The organism is Apilactobacillus apisilvae (assembly GCF_023380225.1).
GTDB lineage: Bacteria > Bacillota > Bacilli > Lactobacillales > Lactobacillaceae > Apilactobacillus > Apilactobacillus apisilvae.
On sequence record NZ_CP093362.1, the window covers coordinates 1,111,803 to 1,128,996 of the forward strand.

A 17,194-nucleotide genomic window follows, 5' to 3' on the forward strand; every position below is an offset into this window, starting at 1 on the left:
TAGCAGTGATGAGAGCTAAAGATAATGATAATTAAATCGTATCTGTAAGCTGAATTTTGAACTAAGTAAAAATTACGTTAGCTGCGTTAACGCTTGAAGTTTTTATAACTTCTTAAGTTAGTATTTGTGAAAATACTAAAAATTGAGGTGGCACCGCGTTTAGACGTCCTCTTGGATTATATCCAAGTGGGCGTTTTTTATTTTATTAAGAAAGGATTGTTTCACATGAAACATTTTAAATTTATTGCAATTATATTTATTTTTTTTGTTGGAATATTAGGTATTTTAGGTACTGAAAATGTGCATGCTGCTAGCACTAATGATAACTATTTAGCAAATATTAAGAAGAAGGGTGCATTGGTCATGGGGACTTCTCCAGATTATCCGCCATATGAATTTTTGGCTAACCAAAATGGTCAAAATAAAATAGAAGGTGCTGATATCCAATTGGGACAGCAAATTGCTAAAAACATGGGCGTGAAATTACAAGTTAAATCTATGGGATTTGATTCGTTATTGGTCGGTTTACAAACTAATAAAGTAGATATGGTAATTGCTGGACTAAATAAAACTCCACAAAGAGCCAAAAGTGTTAGCTTTTCCAATAGCTACTATAGATCAGGAACCGGACTAATTATTAATAAAAATGATAAAAATAAAATTAAAAGTTATCATGATTTAAAAAATAAATCAGTAGGTGCACAAGTTGGTTCGGTTCAATATGATTCGATGAAAAAACTACCTGATGTTACAACTAAGGGAATGGAAAATGCTAATGATTTAATCATGGCTTTAAAGACAAATAAAATTGCAGCTGTTGCGATGGATCAATCAGTTGCCCAAGCCTATGCTAATCACAATAGTGGAATTATGACTATTTCATCCGGATTACATTCAGGTGATTCTGATAATAACATTGCTTTTGCTAAAGGTGCGGATTCATTAGTTAATTCGGCCAATAAAACTATTAGTAACTTACAAAAAAATAATCAATATACTAAAAATTTTATACCGGCAGCAATTAATAAAATGCCTGATAATAAAAATCAATCAACGGCTAACTCGATGTGGCAATACAAAGATTTCTTTATTGAAGGAATTAAAAATACAATTTTAATCTCAGTAATTGCAGTTATCTTTGGTATTATTCTAGGTGTTATTTTTGCACTAATGAGATTAAGCAATAATTGGTTACTACATGCAATTGCTGTTTGTTATATTGAATTTATCAGAGGGACTCCTCAGCTAGTTCAAATCATGTTCGTTTACTTTGGTTTAGGCGCAATTGTGAATGTCCCAGCTTTGACTGCTGGAATTATTGCAATTTCAATTAACTCTGGAGCCTATGTCGCAGAAATTATTAGAGGTGGAATTACCTCAATTTCAACTGGTCAAAATGAAGCAGCGTTATCCTTAGGATTATCTAGTAAACAGTCAATGAGATACATCGTCTTACCACAAGCTTTTAAAAATATTTGGCCAGCACTTGGTAACGAGTTAGTGACTTTGATTAAAGATAGTTCATTAGCATCAGTAATTGGCGTTGGTGAATTGATGTATCAAATGAGAGCCGTTCAAGCAGATAGTTATAAAGGAGTCGCTCCCATCGCAATTATTATGGTAATCTACTTTGTTATTACATTTACCATTTCTAGAATTATGAAATACTTTGAAGGGAAGTTTAGCCATGGAACCAATGATTAAAATTGAAAATTTAACCAAAAAATTTAAAGATAATGTCATTTTTAGTAATTTAGATGCTGAAGTTCATAAGGGTGATGTAATTTCATTGTTAGGGCCTTCTGGTGCTGGTAAGAGTACTTTCCTGCGTTGTATTAATATGTTGGGGGAACCAACTTCTGGAAAAATTATTTTGAATGGGGAGGACTTAGTAACGAGCTCACCTAAAGAATTAACTAAGTTAAGAACTAAAATTGGAATGGTATTTCAAGGATTCAACTTATTCGAAAATAAAACGATTTTGGATAATATTACTTTAGCACCAATTAAAGTTAAAGGAATGACCAAAGAAGCGGCTGAAAATAAAGCGCATGACCTACTTAAAACAGTCGGTTTAGATAATAAAGCGGCTGCTTATCCAGCTAGTTTATCTGGTGGCCAATCTCAACGGGTGGCAATTGTTAGGGCATTGGCTATGGATCCTGAAGTAATTCTTTTCGATGAACCGACTTCAGCATTAGATCCTGAAAAAGTTGGAGAAGTTCTGAATGTAATGAAAGAACTTGCGCAACAAGACATGACAATGATTATTGTTACCCACGAAATGGAATTTGCGAAAAATGTATCAAATCAAATTTGGTTTATGGATGACGGTAAAATTCAAGAACAACAAACACCTGAAGGATTTTTTGAACATCCAAAAACTGATAATGCAAAAAGATTTTTAAGTAAAATGATATAAATAAAAAAGACTGGATTATTAGAATCTAGTCTTTTTTAGTCATCTTGTCCTCTTTTGGCATAATAATTTTTAAGTTTCTTACTAATAAATGATAGAACATTTAAAAAAATAACTGCCAATAAAAAGGTCATCGTAACTGATATCAAAATAATGACATCATTTTCACGATATTTATGAAAGCTTAATTGCGGAAAATATTTTCGATAGCTCATTGTTGCAATTCCAAAAATGATTGGAATAATAAATGTGGTTAGTGTTTTAGAATAACTTAATCGGTATAAAGTTTTATTAATAATATTATTTAATAAAAAGATTGCAATTGGTAAATTAGATGATATTAAAAAGAATAAAATAACTTTTCGATCTGTAAAATTTTCATATGTGGCAAAAGATGCTATCCCAAAAATAATTCCAAATAAAACAATTCCAGTGGATAAGATAAACCATAATCGAAGATAGTTATCAATATCTTCACGACGCCTTTGTTTATATCCATAATCTTGGATTTTATGTTTGGTTTCTTCATAAAGCTCATGTGGTAAATAATCTTCAGCCACATATAAAGCCTGACTTTCATTTAAATTACCATTTTTATACATTTTAAATAAGTAATCTTGAAAATTAATTAACTCTAATTGGCTTACGTTACCTGTGTTTAATCCTTTTAAATATTGGCGAACATAAGGCCTTACAAGTCTTTTTGCGGTAAATTCATCGTAATTAATAATATCACCTTCCTTCTAAATAATTAATATATCAAAAATAATTCAATAAAGCAGTTATCGATTACTTTTTGATTTTTAAAATTGATGTACAATATAATTATAGACTTATAATTCTTTATTTAAGAGGAGAAATGTTTAATATGTATTTATGGATTCATTTAGTATTTGCAATTATTTTGGTTATATTAATCTCGTTATCTGTATTCAAACAAAATAACTTCAAAATTTACATGATGATTAGTCGAGTAACCTATCTTGTGTTTTTAATTACGGGGATAGTTTTATTTTTTAAAGCATATAGTCGTGACCCATTATTGGCTATTTTGAAAGTTTTGGCAGCATTATTGTTCATTGGAATGCTAGAAATGACTTTTGCTGAAAAAACAAAGGGCCGTTTGACTAAATGGATGGTAATTAGCTTATTCATTGCATTAATTTTATTATTTATAATTGGTCTAATTACAGCTGGTGGTCGTCCTTTTATTTAACAAAATAAAGAGCATCCAAATTAATGGATGCTCTTTTTTATTTATTCAAAATCTTGTAATGCTAATTCTGTATATGTTAAACGAGCAAAAGTATCATCAGTTGATACACCAGCACGTGTAAACATGTTAGCAAATAACACAAACTTAGGTGTTTCTTGGTATTCTCCACATAATTCAATTAATCTTCTTAATTGAGTTGTACGATTTTCTAAATCATCAATGTGATTTAGTTCAAGATCATTCTTAGCAGCATCATAAATAATCTTATATGCCTCAGTATTAGTTAATAAATCAAGGCCTTTTACTTGTTTCATGAAGTCATCAAATTGTTCAGTAGATAATTGTTTTCTAACATCATCTAAATCTACAATTTCATCACTATAATCTTGTGCCCATTCATTTAAAATAGGTCTTAATTTTATATCTGACATCTTTTTAAAATCCTCTCCTAAATCAAATAGCAATCATTTTATATATTATATAACATAAATATATTAATGTTATGCTTTTAGTTTTATTCTGAAATGTCATAAAAATTATTATCTATGAAAATAATTTAAATAGTATTATCTCACATATGTGTAATTAAATGCAAAATTAGTATTTTAATATCTAAACAAATTAAATTTGAAAAAAATTTTAGATACTCTAAATTACTAACATTAAAGCTTTTTAAATGAATTACTTATCCAATCATTAATTTAATTTTCTGAAATATGTTTGACAAAAATGATAAAAGGATTAGAATTCTAATTGTTGGCAAATAAATATATATAAAAGCGTTGAAATAGAAAGAGTAATTTTTACATGAATTTCTAGAGAGATTCCGTTTGGTGCAAGGAATTAAGGAGTGTAAGGATGAAAATCATCTATTAGCTGCCAGGCAAATTAAGTAGTCTGGGCTGGGAATTCCCATTATTGAATCTGCAAATCAACAGGTTTGTTTGAGTGATATCGTTTTGCCATATTATAAATGAATTTAAAAACGGTATAACAAAAGGTGGTACCGCGCGCAAGCGCCCTTTATTTCGTGTATGCGAAATATGGGGCGCTTTTTTTATACATAAATTTTAGGGAGATGATTTTATGAAACACAATATTATGATTTTTAAAAATGCGAATCGTAAATAGTTATGAAATTTATAAAATTAGGCTTCCGGTGAAGATTGAACTAAGATAAAAAGCTTCTTCATCGGAAAAGTCCTAATACTTGGGGGATTTAAAATGAAGAAAGCAAAATTATCAGTATTAGCATTAACTGCAATGTCAGCATTAGGTTTAGCTGCTTGTGGTAATCAAAATAATAGTTCGGCACCAAAAAATGAAGTTAATATGTCAGAACCAACGAATTTATTAACTTTGGATCAATCAAAATTAGTTGATCAAGTTAGTGATGTTACTTTAAACAATTCTAATCAAGGACTACTAGTAATGACGAAAGATAGTAAGGTAGTTCCTGGGGTTGCCAAGAGTTATCACGTTTCTAAAGATGGAAAAACATATACTTTTAACTTAAGACATTCAAAATGGAGTAATGGAACTGCAGTTACGGCTAAAGACTTTGTCTATGGATTCCAAAGAAGTGTTAATCCAAAGACAGCAGCTGCTTACCAATACTTATTTGATAATGTACATAATGCTGGGGCAGTCTCAAAAGGAAAAATGCCAGTTTCCAGTTTAGGAGTTAAGGCTGAAGGCGATTATAAATTTGTTGTGAATTTAGACAAACCACAAACTTACTTCAAATATGTAGCTACCATGCCACCAACCTATCCACAAAGTCAGGCTGAAGTTAACAAATATGGCCAAGGATATGCAACTAATAGTGATAAGCAATTGTACAATGGAGCATTTCAAGTTAAAGGCTGGAATGGTACTAACGATAATTGGCAATTAGTTAAAAACCCATATTACTGGGATAAAAATAATACTAAATTGTCAAAGATGAACTTTAGTGTTGCCAAAGATTCACAAACTGCTTTAGATCAATATCAAAGTGGTAAATTAGATGAAATGCAATTAAGTGGAAAAAGCCAAGTATCCAGTTTCAAAGGTAATTCTGAATATCATGCTAGAAAAGAAGCCGGAACATTTTATTTAGAAATGAATCAAAAGAAAGTTCCAGCACTAAAAAATGTGAATGTTAGAAAAGCACTATCATTGGCAATTAATCGTAACGAATTAACTAATAATGTTTTAGGAAATGGTTCGGTTCCTGCAAAAGGATTTGTCGCATCTGATATGGCCAAATATCAAGGTAAAGACTTTACCGACGATGGATATGTTTCATCAGCAGTTCAAAATAATTTGAAAGAAGCTAAACAATTATTTGCTAAAGGAATGAAACAAGTTGGCCAAGATAAATTAACACTTTCAATTTTATCTGATGATACTTCTGATTCTAAGACCATGACTGAATTTCTACAAAGTGAATTACAAAAATTACCAGGCTTAACAATTAACGATGTCAATGTTCCCGCCAAAGTTGCTACTTCAAGAACTGAAAAGGGTGATTTTGACGTAACTGTGGGTGCATGGATTGCTGATTTTCCAGATCCAGTTAGTTTTATGAGCTTAATGACGACTAACAATGGCTACAATCATGGTGGTTGGAGCAACTCACAATATGACAGTCTAATGCAAAAGGCTACTACAGCTGATGCTAATAATTATGGTAAACGTTGGAATGATATGGTGAAAGCACAAAAGGTTATGTTAAATGATCAAGCAGTTGTTCCACTATACCAATTGGTAAGTCCACAAGTTTTGAAGAACCGGGTTCAAGGAGTTAACTACTACCCAAGTGGTGGAAACTATGACTTTAGATATGTTCATACTAATAACTAGACATTAAAATATTTTATTTAAAGGAGATGATTTTATGAAACATGACATTATGGTTTTAAAAAATGCGAATCGTAACTAGTCAGAAAATTTATAAAAGTCGATCTCCAATGAAAAAGTTAGCATGATAACTGGTTTCTTCATTGGATGATCGCTACATATTATTGGGGGATTATAAGATGAATAAATCAGTATTATCAGTAATGGCTTTAACAGCATTATCAAGTTTAGGATTAGCTGCTTGTGGAAACCAAGCTAATGGAAGTAATCTATCAAGTGGTGCCAAAACTAAAACATTGAAATGGATGGAGAAGGGTAATATTAGAACTTTAGATCCATCGACTATTGTTGAATCAACCAGTGCTGAAACTTTAGCTAATGCTGATCAAGGGCTATTAGTTAATCCAAAGAGTAATGAACTCGATGGTGGAGTTGCCAAAAATTATCATGTTTCTAAAGATGGGAAAACATATACCTTTAATTTAAGACATGAAAAATGGAGTAACGGTGATCCAGTCACTGCCAAAGACTTTGTTTATGGATTCCAAAGAAGTGCTGATCCTAAAACTGCTTCTCAAGATTCATATATCTTAGATCACATTGCTAATTATGATGCAGTAAGTAAGGGTAAAGCGCCTTCGACTTCACTAGGAGTATCTGCACCTAATGATTACACTTTTGTTGTTAACTTAAGTAAGCCACAAACTTATTTCAAATATCTAACAACCGGTTCAATTATGTATCCACAAAATCAAAAAGTCGTTGAAAAGTATGGTAAATCTTACGGAACTAAATCTGCTAATCAAGTCTATAATGGACCATACACTGTTGAAAATTGGAACGGTACTAACGATAATTGGAGCTTAAAGAAGAATAATAATTATTGGGATTCTAAAAGCGTAAAACTAAATAAGGTTGATTTTCATGTTGTAAAAGATGGAGAAACTGGAATGAATGAATATCAAACCGGCATGTTAGACCAATTAAGCTTGAATAGTAAGCAACAAGTTAATAATTACAATAATTCTCCTGAGTTACATAAGTTAAACACTGCTAACTCAGATTATGTCGAATTAAATCAACAAAGAGTACCAGCTTTTAAGAATCTAAAATTAAGACAAGCACTTTCTTATGCACTAGATCGTAATCAATTAGTCAATGATGTTTTAGGTGATGGTTCCAAACCACTAAAGAGTTTCGTTGCTAGCGGTTTAGCTTCATATAAAGGCCAAGATTTTGCTAAAGTTGCTCAAGTTAAAAGTGCTAGTGCTTATGATATGAATAAAGCCAAAGAATTATGGCAACAAGGATTAAAAGAAGTCGGTAAAAGTAGTCTAGATTTGAAATTAACAGCTGATGATAGTGATACTGCCAAATCAGTTAGTGAATATATGCAAAGTCAATGGATTAAATTACCAGGACTAAAAGTGACCAATGTTGCATTACCTAGCCAACAAAGAGTTTCTAGATTACTATCACAAAACTTTGATATGTGTCTAACTGGTTGGAATCCTGGAATCCCAGATCCATCAGCTACTTTAGATACTAGAGAATCTACTAATTCAATGAACTTTAGTAAATGGAAAAACAATAAATTTGATGCTTTAATGAACGATGCTGAAAATACTAATTCTAATAATGAAAGTAAACGTTGGGATGATATGGTACAAGCTGGTAAGTTAGCTGATAAAGATGTTTCAGCCGTTAACTTATACCAGAATGCAACACCAACATTAGTTAAGACCAATGTCCACGGACTTAGATATAATTCAACTGGTGATAGTTGGGACTTTGCTAAAGCATATGTTAGTGATAAATAAATTTGAGCTTTGCAAACGCTTTTTATTCAATAATAATTTATAATTATATTAATTTATTTGTTAGAGGTGTTTCATATGAATAAGCGCATTGAAAAATTTAAACAGTTAATGCATCGAAATAATATTCACAATTTTATTATTACTAATCCATTTAACTTAAATTACTTTGCTAATTTTCATGGATTAGATGGTGATGGTTGCATGGTTATTACTGATAATGAACAAGTTTTAATCACTGATTCTAGATACGAATTAGAGATGCAAGACAAATTGCCAAATGACGTTAAATTAAAAATTACGCGTGATTATTATGGAACAGCTGCCACATATTTAAAAAATACTGCTTATGAAATTGGCTTTGAAGATTCACTTAGCTTTCAAATTTATCAAACCTTAAATAAATTGCTTCCTAATCGATTAGTTTCTAAAACTAATTTAGTGGAAATATTAAGAGATACTAAGGATGAAAACGAAATTAGTATTTTAGAACATTCCGCTAAATTAGCTAGCCAGGCCTATGAAGCAATGTTGCAATATGTGCATGCCGGGCTTACTGAACGAGAGGTTTCATTATTCTTGTATGATTTCATGCTAAGACATGGAGCGCAAAAGCCTAGCTTTGATACGATTGTAGCAAGTGGTTATCGTTCAGCATTACCACATGGGGATGCAACTGATAAAAAAATTGAAAATGGAGAACTTGTAACTGTAGATTTTGGTTTCTATTATCAAGATTATACTTCTGATATGACCAGAACTTTTGCAGTTGGTGATCCAGGACAAGAACTAAAAGATGCTTATCAAGTAGTTTTAGATGCCCAAAATAAAATGATTGATGCAATGACAGATTCAGCTGATGGAAAAGAAGTTGATGCAGCAGCTCGTGATTACATCACTGATAAGGGTTATGGAGAATATTTTGGTCATGGGAGTGGTCATAGTATTGGATTAGATATTCACGAAACGCCAATCTTAGGTTCTAATACTAAAGATAAAATATATGAAAATTACGTAATGACTGCTGAACCTGGAATTTATTTACCGGGTAAAGGCGGGATTCGAATTGAAGATGATGTGTTAGTTCAAAAGAATGGACATAAGGTTTTGACGACTGCCCCTAAAGAAATCATCATTCTATAAAAATATAGCCTGCTAATGCTTAAATGCACTAGCGGGTATTTTTATTTTCTAATATACTTGGTAATGAAATATGTTTTTGGAGTGAGTTATCATAAAATTTATATCATGGATTTTAATGGGTCTTGTAGGGTCATTTAGGAGTCTAATTTACGTAGGATCATTTTTAGTAATACTATATATGTTTCTAGATATGACCAGCGACTTCGTTAACTTAGTACATTTATTCATTGGAATTGTAATCGTTATAGCGATTCTTATTTGGATGTTGATTCATCATTTAAATAAGTATTATAAATAAACTAATCTAGTTTGATGATTGGAATACTAAAATCTTTTACTTTATGCATATTCAATCTATCGTGATAAATTTCCACGGTATCATCAAAAAACTTATATAGTGATTTGGCAATATAAGCTGATTTATTATGAATTTTAGGATTAGTCCTAGTTTGAACAATTAAATTACGCATCGTTTTAACTAAATCATTTTGCATATAGCAGTTAGTTTCAAAACTTAATGCATTTTTAGCCTTACTATAGCCATGCTTAATAGCACGCTTTAGTGAGGCTTTTTTAGTCTTAAAAATTAATTGAGCATAATGATATAAACAGCTAGCATTCTCTGAGTACTTCACCAAAGTATTAATTAATTCCTGGTCAAAATAAGCCTTATTTTTAAGACCATCCACAATATTTTGCATTAAATCGAACTGACTAATTTTAACTGCTTGTGTAACATCTGTTTTAGATGTTGTTTGTTTAAAGTTATTTTGATTAGGAGTTACTTTTTCAACTCTATGTGGTTTACTATTTAAATTATCATGCTGAGAATTGGGTAAAAAGAAACGGGTCGCGCCATTAAAAACTTTCTTCTTAATTACGTAACCGAATTCAGCTAACTTTTTATATACATTAATTACCGTATTGCGACCAACACCTAAATCTTTAATCATTTCATCCACGGTATAAATTACATAATAATCATTTACTTTTTTATCAAAAAATTCACGACGCTTAATTGACGAACACATGCGATCATAAATATAAGCATAAGCAAGGCGTGCATCATTGTTTAAACGATCATCATTACGGAGTTCTACATCAAATTTTATAAATTGTTTCATTTTTATCTATCCTTTTTTAGATAGAAAAAGAGGGCACAAGTAATAAACTTGTCCCCTCATATATGTATTGAATATATTGAAACGAATCCCTAGCTCTTATATAATAACTAAGGAGCGTTAAAAGGTTAACAAGTAGTCTGCTTACTTTGTTAGCTGGTCGATAATTACTACCAATAATTGTCGATCAACGCTCTTTTTCTATGGCTTTATTTGTATGTTTTTAAGTATAGCGGTTTTGAATTTATTTGTAAATTATAATTATATCTATATACTTATATATGTGTATTGTTATTTTAAATATTTAGGAGTTTAAATTGCAGAATTTTAGGAGAATTATCATATTAGTAGTTTTTATTATATTAATTATCTTATCTATATACTTTACCAGACAAGCCCAATATTATTATGTAGGTAAATATCAGCCTTATGTTGCATCTAAAACCACAATGTTGCGTTGGCAAAATGAAATTGAACATAATAATCATATTATCAAAGACAAAAAATATCAGATAATGAATTAAAAAATATTCATCATAGGATTAAAATAGATCAATTACAGATTAAAAATAATTATAATAATAAAAGATCTGCCAAAAAATTTATTTTTGTAAGATTAGTTTTTTTAGTTGTTGCAGCATGTTTATCAATAATTATATGTTTTATATTTATACCATTAATTTTTAAATAAAGTAATTTTAAAGTATAAAAGCACTCTCGATAATTTTATCGAAAGTGCTTTTAATTATTTACCATAGATTTCTTTATCAGTTTTTTCTTGATATTCTTGTTCTGAATGGCAAACATTATAATAAATATTTGTGTATGCTTCATTAAAAGCTTCCAAATATGTTTTGCCATCTTGTGGATCTAAACTAGCATGATTGAAAAATTCTTTAGTAAGTTCTAGAGCAATTTCTTTATTGTTCATAAATTATTCCCCCTAATTAATATTAGATAAATTATAACAAAAGATGCTTTCAAATATTAAGGAAAAGCTTTTATATAATTTTTGTGGGGGCATTTAATTATAATCTCCTACATTATATTTCTAGAATAATTTAATCACTGCGACACCAATTATCATAATAACTAGTCCAGTATATTGTCTTATTCCAACTGCTTTTTTGGGTGAACCTAATAGACCAAATTTATCAACTTGCACACTACCAACGAGATTACCAAGTAGGGTTAATACAACGGTAGTTCCTGCGCCAATAACTGGACTTAATGCAGCATTAGTTAGTACGTAAATTGTACCTAATGCGCCACCTAGCCATATCCACCAAGGATTACCTTTACCAAAACCTTTAGTAATTCCAGGATATCCTTTTCCAGTTATTCCGGCGATAATTATTAAAATAATTACACCAATTAGAAATGATATAAATGATGCATGAATTGATGAATGTAAAACAACACCTAAGTGACCATTAATTGGCGCTTGTGATGCTTGAAACATCCCAGCAATAATCCCTAAAATTTGCCATGGTAATTTACTACGTTCAGAATTACCTGAACTATCATTTTTTTGTAGAACGACCATCAAGATTCCAGCTATTAAGACCACAATTCCTATTAATCTTAAAAGAGTGAATGCATGGAATGGGGCACTAAATAAACCAAAGCTATCAATTAACATCCCCATTAAGATTTGCCCAGTAATAGGCATAATCACTGTTTGCACAGCTCCCAAATATGGAAAAATAATGATGTTAGTTGTTAAACCAATTACCCCTAATAATCCACCAAACCAGATCCAAATGGGTTGGTTCAAAAATAATTGCGGTGAAAAGAATAATGATTGCCCACTTAAAATTGTGGCGATTAATAAGACAATTGTTCCAACTGAGAATGATAGCATGGATGCTAAATAGGGTGATCCACCCACGTGATTTTTAAGATTGGTATTGACTGACGTTTGAATAGGTAAGACTAATCCGGCAATGATACCTAATATATATAACAAATTTGTAACTCCCTTCATAAATTTTTTGAATATATTAACAATATCATTTTTTATTTGTTCTATGTTCATTATTGCTTAAAAACCACTATTATCAGACTTGCAACCATAAGTTGCGTGACATTTTATTGTCTAATATAGTAACTTATTGATGTAAAGGAGGGCTTAAATGAATCTAAATCAGAAAATAAAACAAGGTCGCCAGAAAATGAACTTAACTCAACAAGAATTGGCCGATCGACTTCATGTTACTAGACAAGCATTATCTAAATGGGAAAATGACCAAAGTTATCCAAATTTAGATATTTTAGTTGAGATGAGTAAAGTTCTACATATTTCTTTAAATGAATTATTAGGTGAACAAGATAAAGTTGTTGCACAGATTAGTAATGACGTTAGGAAGAAACGCAGATATTTTAAATTATTGGTTAGTATCTTCGTATTGATAACATTATTGATACTATCTTCAGGAATTTTTATTTATGGTAGGATTCATCAAATTGATCGAATTGATGAATTTAATCCATTTTTACCAACTAGATATGGATATGCGGTTTTACCTGATAAAGTACCAACTAAAAAAATAAAAGAATTTATTAATTATGGAAATGGTAAAAAAGGTTATGAAATGAGGGATGATCCTCAACCAGTAGACGCGTTTGTGACTTCTGATCCTTTTGGAGAAGGTCAATGGTTAAAATTTTCAGTTGGTGACTACAATAAAAATCAAAGATGGGCACTTTTAAGATATAAAGGTTCTTATGTATCTGCAGCTAGACCGATATCTAAAAATAATATTCCCAATAATATTAAAGATATCATTGGAAATCGTTACTTTAAATATGATAAAAAGAATGGTGGTAACAGATATAATGTTCACATTATGAACTTTTAAAATTTAAAAATCTGTATTTGTGTTAATATTTATTTAACAAATTAAAAATGTTCATTAATTTAGATAAATCTACATTTGTATCTTATGTTAATTTACTGACAAGATGAACTATATATTATATACTATAGCTGTAAATAAAAAGAAGCCCTGCTCAAACAGGACTTCCAAATAAAGCCGTTTAAAAGACGGTGACATAAGTTACGAACAACTACTTAAAGCTATCCCATAACCGGTCAAAGTTATATAATGGGACGGCTTTTTATTTATGCTTATTGATGTATGTTAGCAATGCTAAAATAAACATGCCAAACATCAACATTAAGCTAAGAGCTTGAAAAACGCTCATTGACTGTGAAACCTTTCTGTAGATTATTCCATGCTTCCATAGAAATCACCTCTTTAGGAAAAAAGACAGTCACCATCCATTAACTTCTCTACTAAAAGAATTATACATTAAATTTAATATTATATATATCGTTGATACAAAAAAAGAATGACATCGATTGAACATCGAAATCATTCCATAAAAAATCATTTAACTTTGAGTAGTCTTTTTACTATACATATTTACGATTAATCACTGCACAATCAGCATTTACTGGCATATGTTCTTTTGATAAAACAATTACTTCACCAGCAAAACCAATCGTGGTAATTGCTAAATCATTATAGGTATGATTGTACTTTTCTTCATTAATAAATAAAGTGTCAATCTTACCAGCAATTGCATCAGAAATAATTTCATTTAAATCATTTGAAACCGTATTATTAGCAGCTGCTTTTTTATAGTTGAAGTGATTATTATGAATTCCTTCAGCATAAAATTGTGTATTTATATCTTTTACAACTTTATCCAAATGATCTTCACTAATTTTTTCACCAACAGTCTTATAATTGATATTTTTCAAGACCTTATTTTGCTTAGCAATTTCAAAGTATAAGTTACTATTTTCTTCATTTGCAACTAAAACAGTAGGAACATAATCATCATCGCTAAATTGCTTTGTTAAATATTCATCAACTAGTTGATAAAATTTCTTTTGGTCATCATTAATTAAAATTGAAATAGGCTTATTCACCAATTTAATTTCAGTGATTTTATTATTGTCGATTCGATAAATTTTAAAATTATTTTTTTCTAAAATTAATATCCGATAGTGTAATTCAGATTGGATTTCTTTTACTAATGGTAATATTTCCATCGTGTCATCTAAAATGACTTTAGTATTAATCGGCTGGGTTAAGGTAAATGAATGAACTGCCTTAACACTAATGAATAAAGCAAATCCACTACCATTGTTAATATGTTTATCTTTTTCAAAGTTAAATTTTTTTAATTTACGTTCATATTTTGACCATAAATTTTCATCATATTTGTTATTAAATTTAGTTTTTATATTTTTTATTAGGTTGAAATATTCTTCTTTATTAGTAATTTCATCAAAAGAAACATAAACAGAAATAAATGGACCAATTTCATAGTCTAAAGTTAACATGTTTCTTAGTTCAATTGTGGACGTCAATTTTACACACCCCTTAATTTTGTATATTAATAGTATATCACGATAGATAATTATAAAAATATAATATGCTATAATATCCTTATAATTATATGAGAAAGAAGACTTCAAATGGACGTAATGACGTTTATTGATTTTGTCATTTTAGCCAACGAAATATTAGCATTAATTACTGTTTTCAGAGAAGAAAGAGAAATTTCTGCCACATGGGCATGGTTGTTAGTTTTATCATTTCTACCGGTGATTGGATTTATTATCTATGCCTTTGTTGGTAGAAAGTTGCCCAAAAAACGTTTATTTCGTTTTCAAGATCGCGATATTAAGAAGATTTATCGAGTATTAGAAAATCGAATTAGATTACATAGCAATCCTAAAAAAATTAAGGCCGATGAGGTATCCTATTCGGCCAAGAATTTAGTTAAACTGTTTAAAAATAGCGGTATCTCTGATTTATCAAGACGTAATCATGTGAAAATATTTATTGATGGCAATAGCTTATTTAATAAAATGATAAGTGATATTGAAAAAGCAAAATCATCTATTAATATCGAATTTTATACTTTTTATAATGATGAAATTGGAAAACAAGTTTTGAATACATTGATAAAAAAAGCCAAGCAGGGCATTCACATTCATGTTATTTATGATAGTTGGGGATCCATGGGGACAACCCGTCGATTTTTCCAACCATTAGTGGATGTTGGTGGCATAGCAGAACCATTTTTACATACTCATTCTGCAATTACCGACTTTAGAATTAACTTTCGTGATCACCGTAAAATTGTGGTGATTGATGGACAAATTGGTTATGTTGGTGGTTTTAATATTGGTGATCAATACTTAAACCGCAAAAAGAAATTTGGTAATTGGCGTGATACTCATCTGAGAATTATTGGTAATTCTGTTTATAATCTACAAGCTCAGTTTATTTTAGATTGGAATGTTACAGATATTCATCGGCCGATAGATGAAGAAAAAGATAAAGAATTTTATTTCCCAGCGACTTATCAAGAGGGCAGTACTAATATTCAAATTGTATCTAGTGGTCCAGACACTAATCTACAACAAATTAAGCTTGGCTATATTAAGCTAATTCAGACTGCTAAAAATTATTGTTGGATTCAAACACCATATCTAATTCCTGACGATAGCACTACCGATGCTTTAAAAAGTGCCGCAATGTCAGGTGTTGATGTTCGGATAATGCTTCCTTGTAAGCCAGATCATCCCTTTGTTTACCGTGCAACTCAATATTATGCTAAGCAATTAGCTAAGTACGGGGTCAAAATTTATTTTTATCAAAAGGGTTTCTTACATGCCAAAACCATTGTTGTTGATGGAAAAGTTTCATCGGTTGGCTCAGCTAATTTTGATTTTCGTAGTTTCAAATTAAACTTTGAAATTAATGCTTTTTTGTATGATGAAGCCATTAGTCAACAATTAAGATCACTTTATATTAAAGATATTCGGGATAGTACTTTAGAAACAGTTGAAACGATGGATAAGCAATCTTCATGGATGAAATTTAAACAGGTCTTTAGTCGGTTGTTTTCACCAATTTTATAGTGAAAAAGGAATCTTTTTTAAGATTCCTTTTTGTGTTTATAAGAATATTAATTAGTTTTTCCAATTCCATGGATCTTGATGCCATTTTTTCAAGGAATTTAATTCTTCTGCTGAGATTAGATTATCTTCTTTAGCTTGTTCAATAATAGCAGGGTAGCTAGTTAAAGTATCAAAGTCTAAATGAGCTTCTTCAAAGTTTTCAAAGCTATCTGGCAAACCGTAAGTAAAGATAGCAGCGACACCAACTACATTGATTTTATTATCAGTTAAGTATTTTGCAGCATTTAACACACTTTTACCAGTCGATAATAAGTCATCAATTAAAACTACTTTGGAATGTTCATCGACAACACCTTCCATTTGTTTGCCTTGACCATGATCTTTGGGTTTTGAACGAACATAAATCATTGGTAGGTCTAATTTTTCTGCTACTAAAGCGGCGTGTGGAATTCCTGCGGTAGCAACTCCGCCGATTACATTTGCTTCTGGAAATTTATTTTGAATTAATTTAGCGAGGCCTTCAGCAATATGATCACGTACATTTGGATAGCTAATTGTAATACGATTATCAGTATAGATGGGGGCTTTAATACCAGAAGCCCAAGTGTATGGTTCATTTGGTGATAGTGAAACCGCCTTAATTTTTAGTAAGTCGGTTGCGATTTGTTTGCTGATTTCTGTAGTCAT

Annotated in this window: 17 protein-coding genes and 1 other annotated feature; of the genes, 9 read left to right on the forward strand and 8 right to left on the reverse strand. The window is 30.4% G+C overall.

Going from position 1 to position 17,194, the window contains the following annotated elements; all coding sequences use genetic code 11:
* Window positions 1–225: 225 nt before the first annotated feature.
* Together MOO46_RS05695 and MOO46_RS05700 are read left to right on the forward strand one after the other, a co-directional pair.
* Window positions 226–1,704, forward strand: coding sequence for an ABC transporter substrate-binding protein/permease (locus tag MOO46_RS05695; protein ID WP_249510724.1), 1,479 nt, complete (start codon window positions 226–228; stop codon window positions 1,702–1,704).
* Complete coding sequence (locus MOO46_RS05700) at window positions 1,688–2,422, forward strand: amino acid ABC transporter ATP-binding protein (RefSeq protein ID WP_317619366.1); 735 nt, start codon at window positions 1,688–1,690, stop codon at window positions 2,420–2,422. Before MOO46_RS05695 ends, MOO46_RS05700 begins: the two co-directional genes overlap by 17 nt.
* A gap of 35 nt (window positions 2,423–2,457) precedes the next feature.
* Here MOO46_RS05700 and MOO46_RS05705 read toward each other — a convergent pair whose 3' ends face one another.
* Entirely contained in the window at window positions 2,458–3,021 is a 564-nt protein-coding gene (locus MOO46_RS05705) for a hypothetical protein (protein ID WP_249510725.1), read from the reverse strand.
* A gap of 266 nt (window positions 3,022–3,287) precedes the next feature.
* Between MOO46_RS05705 and MOO46_RS05710 the strand changes: the two genes are divergently transcribed.
* Entirely contained in the window at window positions 3,288–3,635 is a 348-nt protein-coding gene (locus MOO46_RS05710) for a DUF1516 family protein (RefSeq protein ID WP_249510726.1), read from the forward strand.
* Window positions 3,636–3,676: 41 nt separating this feature from the next.
* On the opposite strand, the gene MOO46_RS05715 is transcribed toward MOO46_RS05710, so the two are convergent.
* Complete coding sequence (locus MOO46_RS05715; protein WP_249510727.1) at window positions 3,677–4,066, reverse strand: hypothetical protein; 390 nt, start codon at window positions 4,064–4,066, stop codon at window positions 3,677–3,679.
* A 342-nt stretch (window positions 4,067–4,408) separates the two neighbouring features.
* Window positions 4,409–4,662 (forward strand) — a binding site (T-box leader).
* Between the two features lie 197 nt (window positions 4,663–4,859).
* Between MOO46_RS05715 and MOO46_RS05720 the strand changes: the two genes are divergently transcribed.
* The 3 genes from MOO46_RS05720 to MOO46_RS05730 all read left to right on the forward strand — a co-directional run bounded on the left by MOO46_RS05720 (window position 4,860) and on the right by MOO46_RS05730 (window position 9,439).
* A complete protein-coding gene (locus tag MOO46_RS05720) occupies window positions 4,860–6,482 on the forward strand; it encodes a peptide ABC transporter substrate-binding protein (protein WP_249510728.1) in 1,623 nt (540 codons plus the stop codon).
* Window positions 6,483–6,658: 176 nt separating this feature from the next.
* Window positions 6,659–8,299, forward strand: a complete 1,641-nt coding sequence (locus MOO46_RS05725; RefSeq protein ID WP_249510729.1) for a peptide ABC transporter substrate-binding protein — start codon at window positions 6,659–6,661, stop codon at window positions 8,297–8,299.
* A 75-nt stretch (window positions 8,300–8,374) separates the two neighbouring features.
* The gene (locus MOO46_RS05730) at window positions 8,375–9,439 is read left to right on the forward strand and encodes a M24 family metallopeptidase (RefSeq protein ID WP_249510730.1); all 1,065 of its coding nucleotides are present in this window, start codon (window positions 8,375–8,377) and stop codon (window positions 9,437–9,439) included.
* 299 nt (window positions 9,440–9,738) lie between these two features.
* Here MOO46_RS05730 and MOO46_RS05735 read toward each other — a convergent pair whose 3' ends face one another.
* On the reverse strand, window positions 9,739–10,563 hold the full coding sequence (locus MOO46_RS05735; protein ID WP_249510731.1) for a replication initiator protein A: 825 nt from the start codon (window positions 10,561–10,563) through the stop codon (window positions 9,739–9,741).
* Window positions 10,564–10,877: 314 nt separating this feature from the next.
* Here MOO46_RS05735 and MOO46_RS05740 point away from each other — a divergent pair, with 314 nt between their 5' ends.
* Window positions 10,878–11,084 carry a hypothetical protein gene (locus MOO46_RS05740; RefSeq protein WP_249510732.1) on the forward strand — a complete coding sequence of 69 codons (207 nt, stop codon included), beginning with the start codon at window positions 10,878–10,880 and terminating at the stop codon, window positions 11,082–11,084.
* A gap of 221 nt (window positions 11,085–11,305) precedes the next feature.
* On the opposite strand, the gene MOO46_RS05745 is transcribed toward MOO46_RS05740, so the two are convergent.
* Both MOO46_RS05745 and MOO46_RS05750 read right to left on the reverse strand, forming a co-directional pair.
* A complete protein-coding gene (locus MOO46_RS05745; protein WP_249510733.1) occupies window positions 11,306–11,491 on the reverse strand; it encodes a hypothetical protein in 186 nt (61 codons plus the stop codon).
* A gap of 120 nt (window positions 11,492–11,611) precedes the next feature.
* Window positions 11,612–12,529 carry a DMT family transporter gene (locus MOO46_RS05750; protein WP_249510734.1) on the reverse strand — a complete coding sequence of 306 codons (918 nt, stop codon included), beginning with the start codon at window positions 12,527–12,529 and terminating at the stop codon, window positions 11,612–11,614.
* Window positions 12,530–12,695: 166 nt separating this feature from the next.
* Between MOO46_RS05750 and MOO46_RS05755 the strand changes: the two genes are divergently transcribed.
* On the forward strand, window positions 12,696–13,421 hold the full coding sequence (locus MOO46_RS05755) for a helix-turn-helix domain-containing protein (protein ID WP_249510735.1): 726 nt from the start codon (window positions 12,696–12,698) through the stop codon (window positions 13,419–13,421).
* A gap of 259 nt (window positions 13,422–13,680) precedes the next feature.
* Here MOO46_RS05755 and MOO46_RS07905 read toward each other — a convergent pair whose 3' ends face one another.
* Together MOO46_RS07905 and MOO46_RS05765 are read right to left on the reverse strand one after the other, a co-directional pair.
* Window positions 13,681–13,767, reverse strand: coding sequence for a putative holin-like toxin (locus MOO46_RS07905; RefSeq protein WP_317619380.1), 87 nt, complete (start codon window positions 13,765–13,767; stop codon window positions 13,681–13,683).
* 211 nt (window positions 13,768–13,978) lie between these two features.
* Window positions 13,979–14,944 (reverse strand): baeRF3 domain-containing protein, encoded by a 966-nt coding sequence (locus MOO46_RS05765; protein ID WP_249510736.1) that lies wholly within the window; start codon window positions 14,942–14,944, stop codon window positions 13,979–13,981.
* 108 nt (window positions 14,945–15,052) lie between these two features.
* Between MOO46_RS05765 and cls the strand changes: the two genes are divergently transcribed.
* Window positions 15,053–16,507: a cardiolipin synthase gene (gene cls / locus MOO46_RS05770; protein WP_249510737.1), complete on the forward strand. Its 1,455-nt coding sequence runs from the start codon at window positions 15,053–15,055 to the stop codon at window positions 16,505–16,507.
* A gap of 51 nt (window positions 16,508–16,558) precedes the next feature.
* On the opposite strand, the gene pyrE is transcribed toward cls, so the two are convergent.
* Window positions 16,559–17,194, reverse strand: a complete 636-nt coding sequence (pyrE, locus tag MOO46_RS05775) for an orotate phosphoribosyltransferase (protein ID WP_249510738.1) — start codon at window positions 17,192–17,194, stop codon at window positions 16,559–16,561.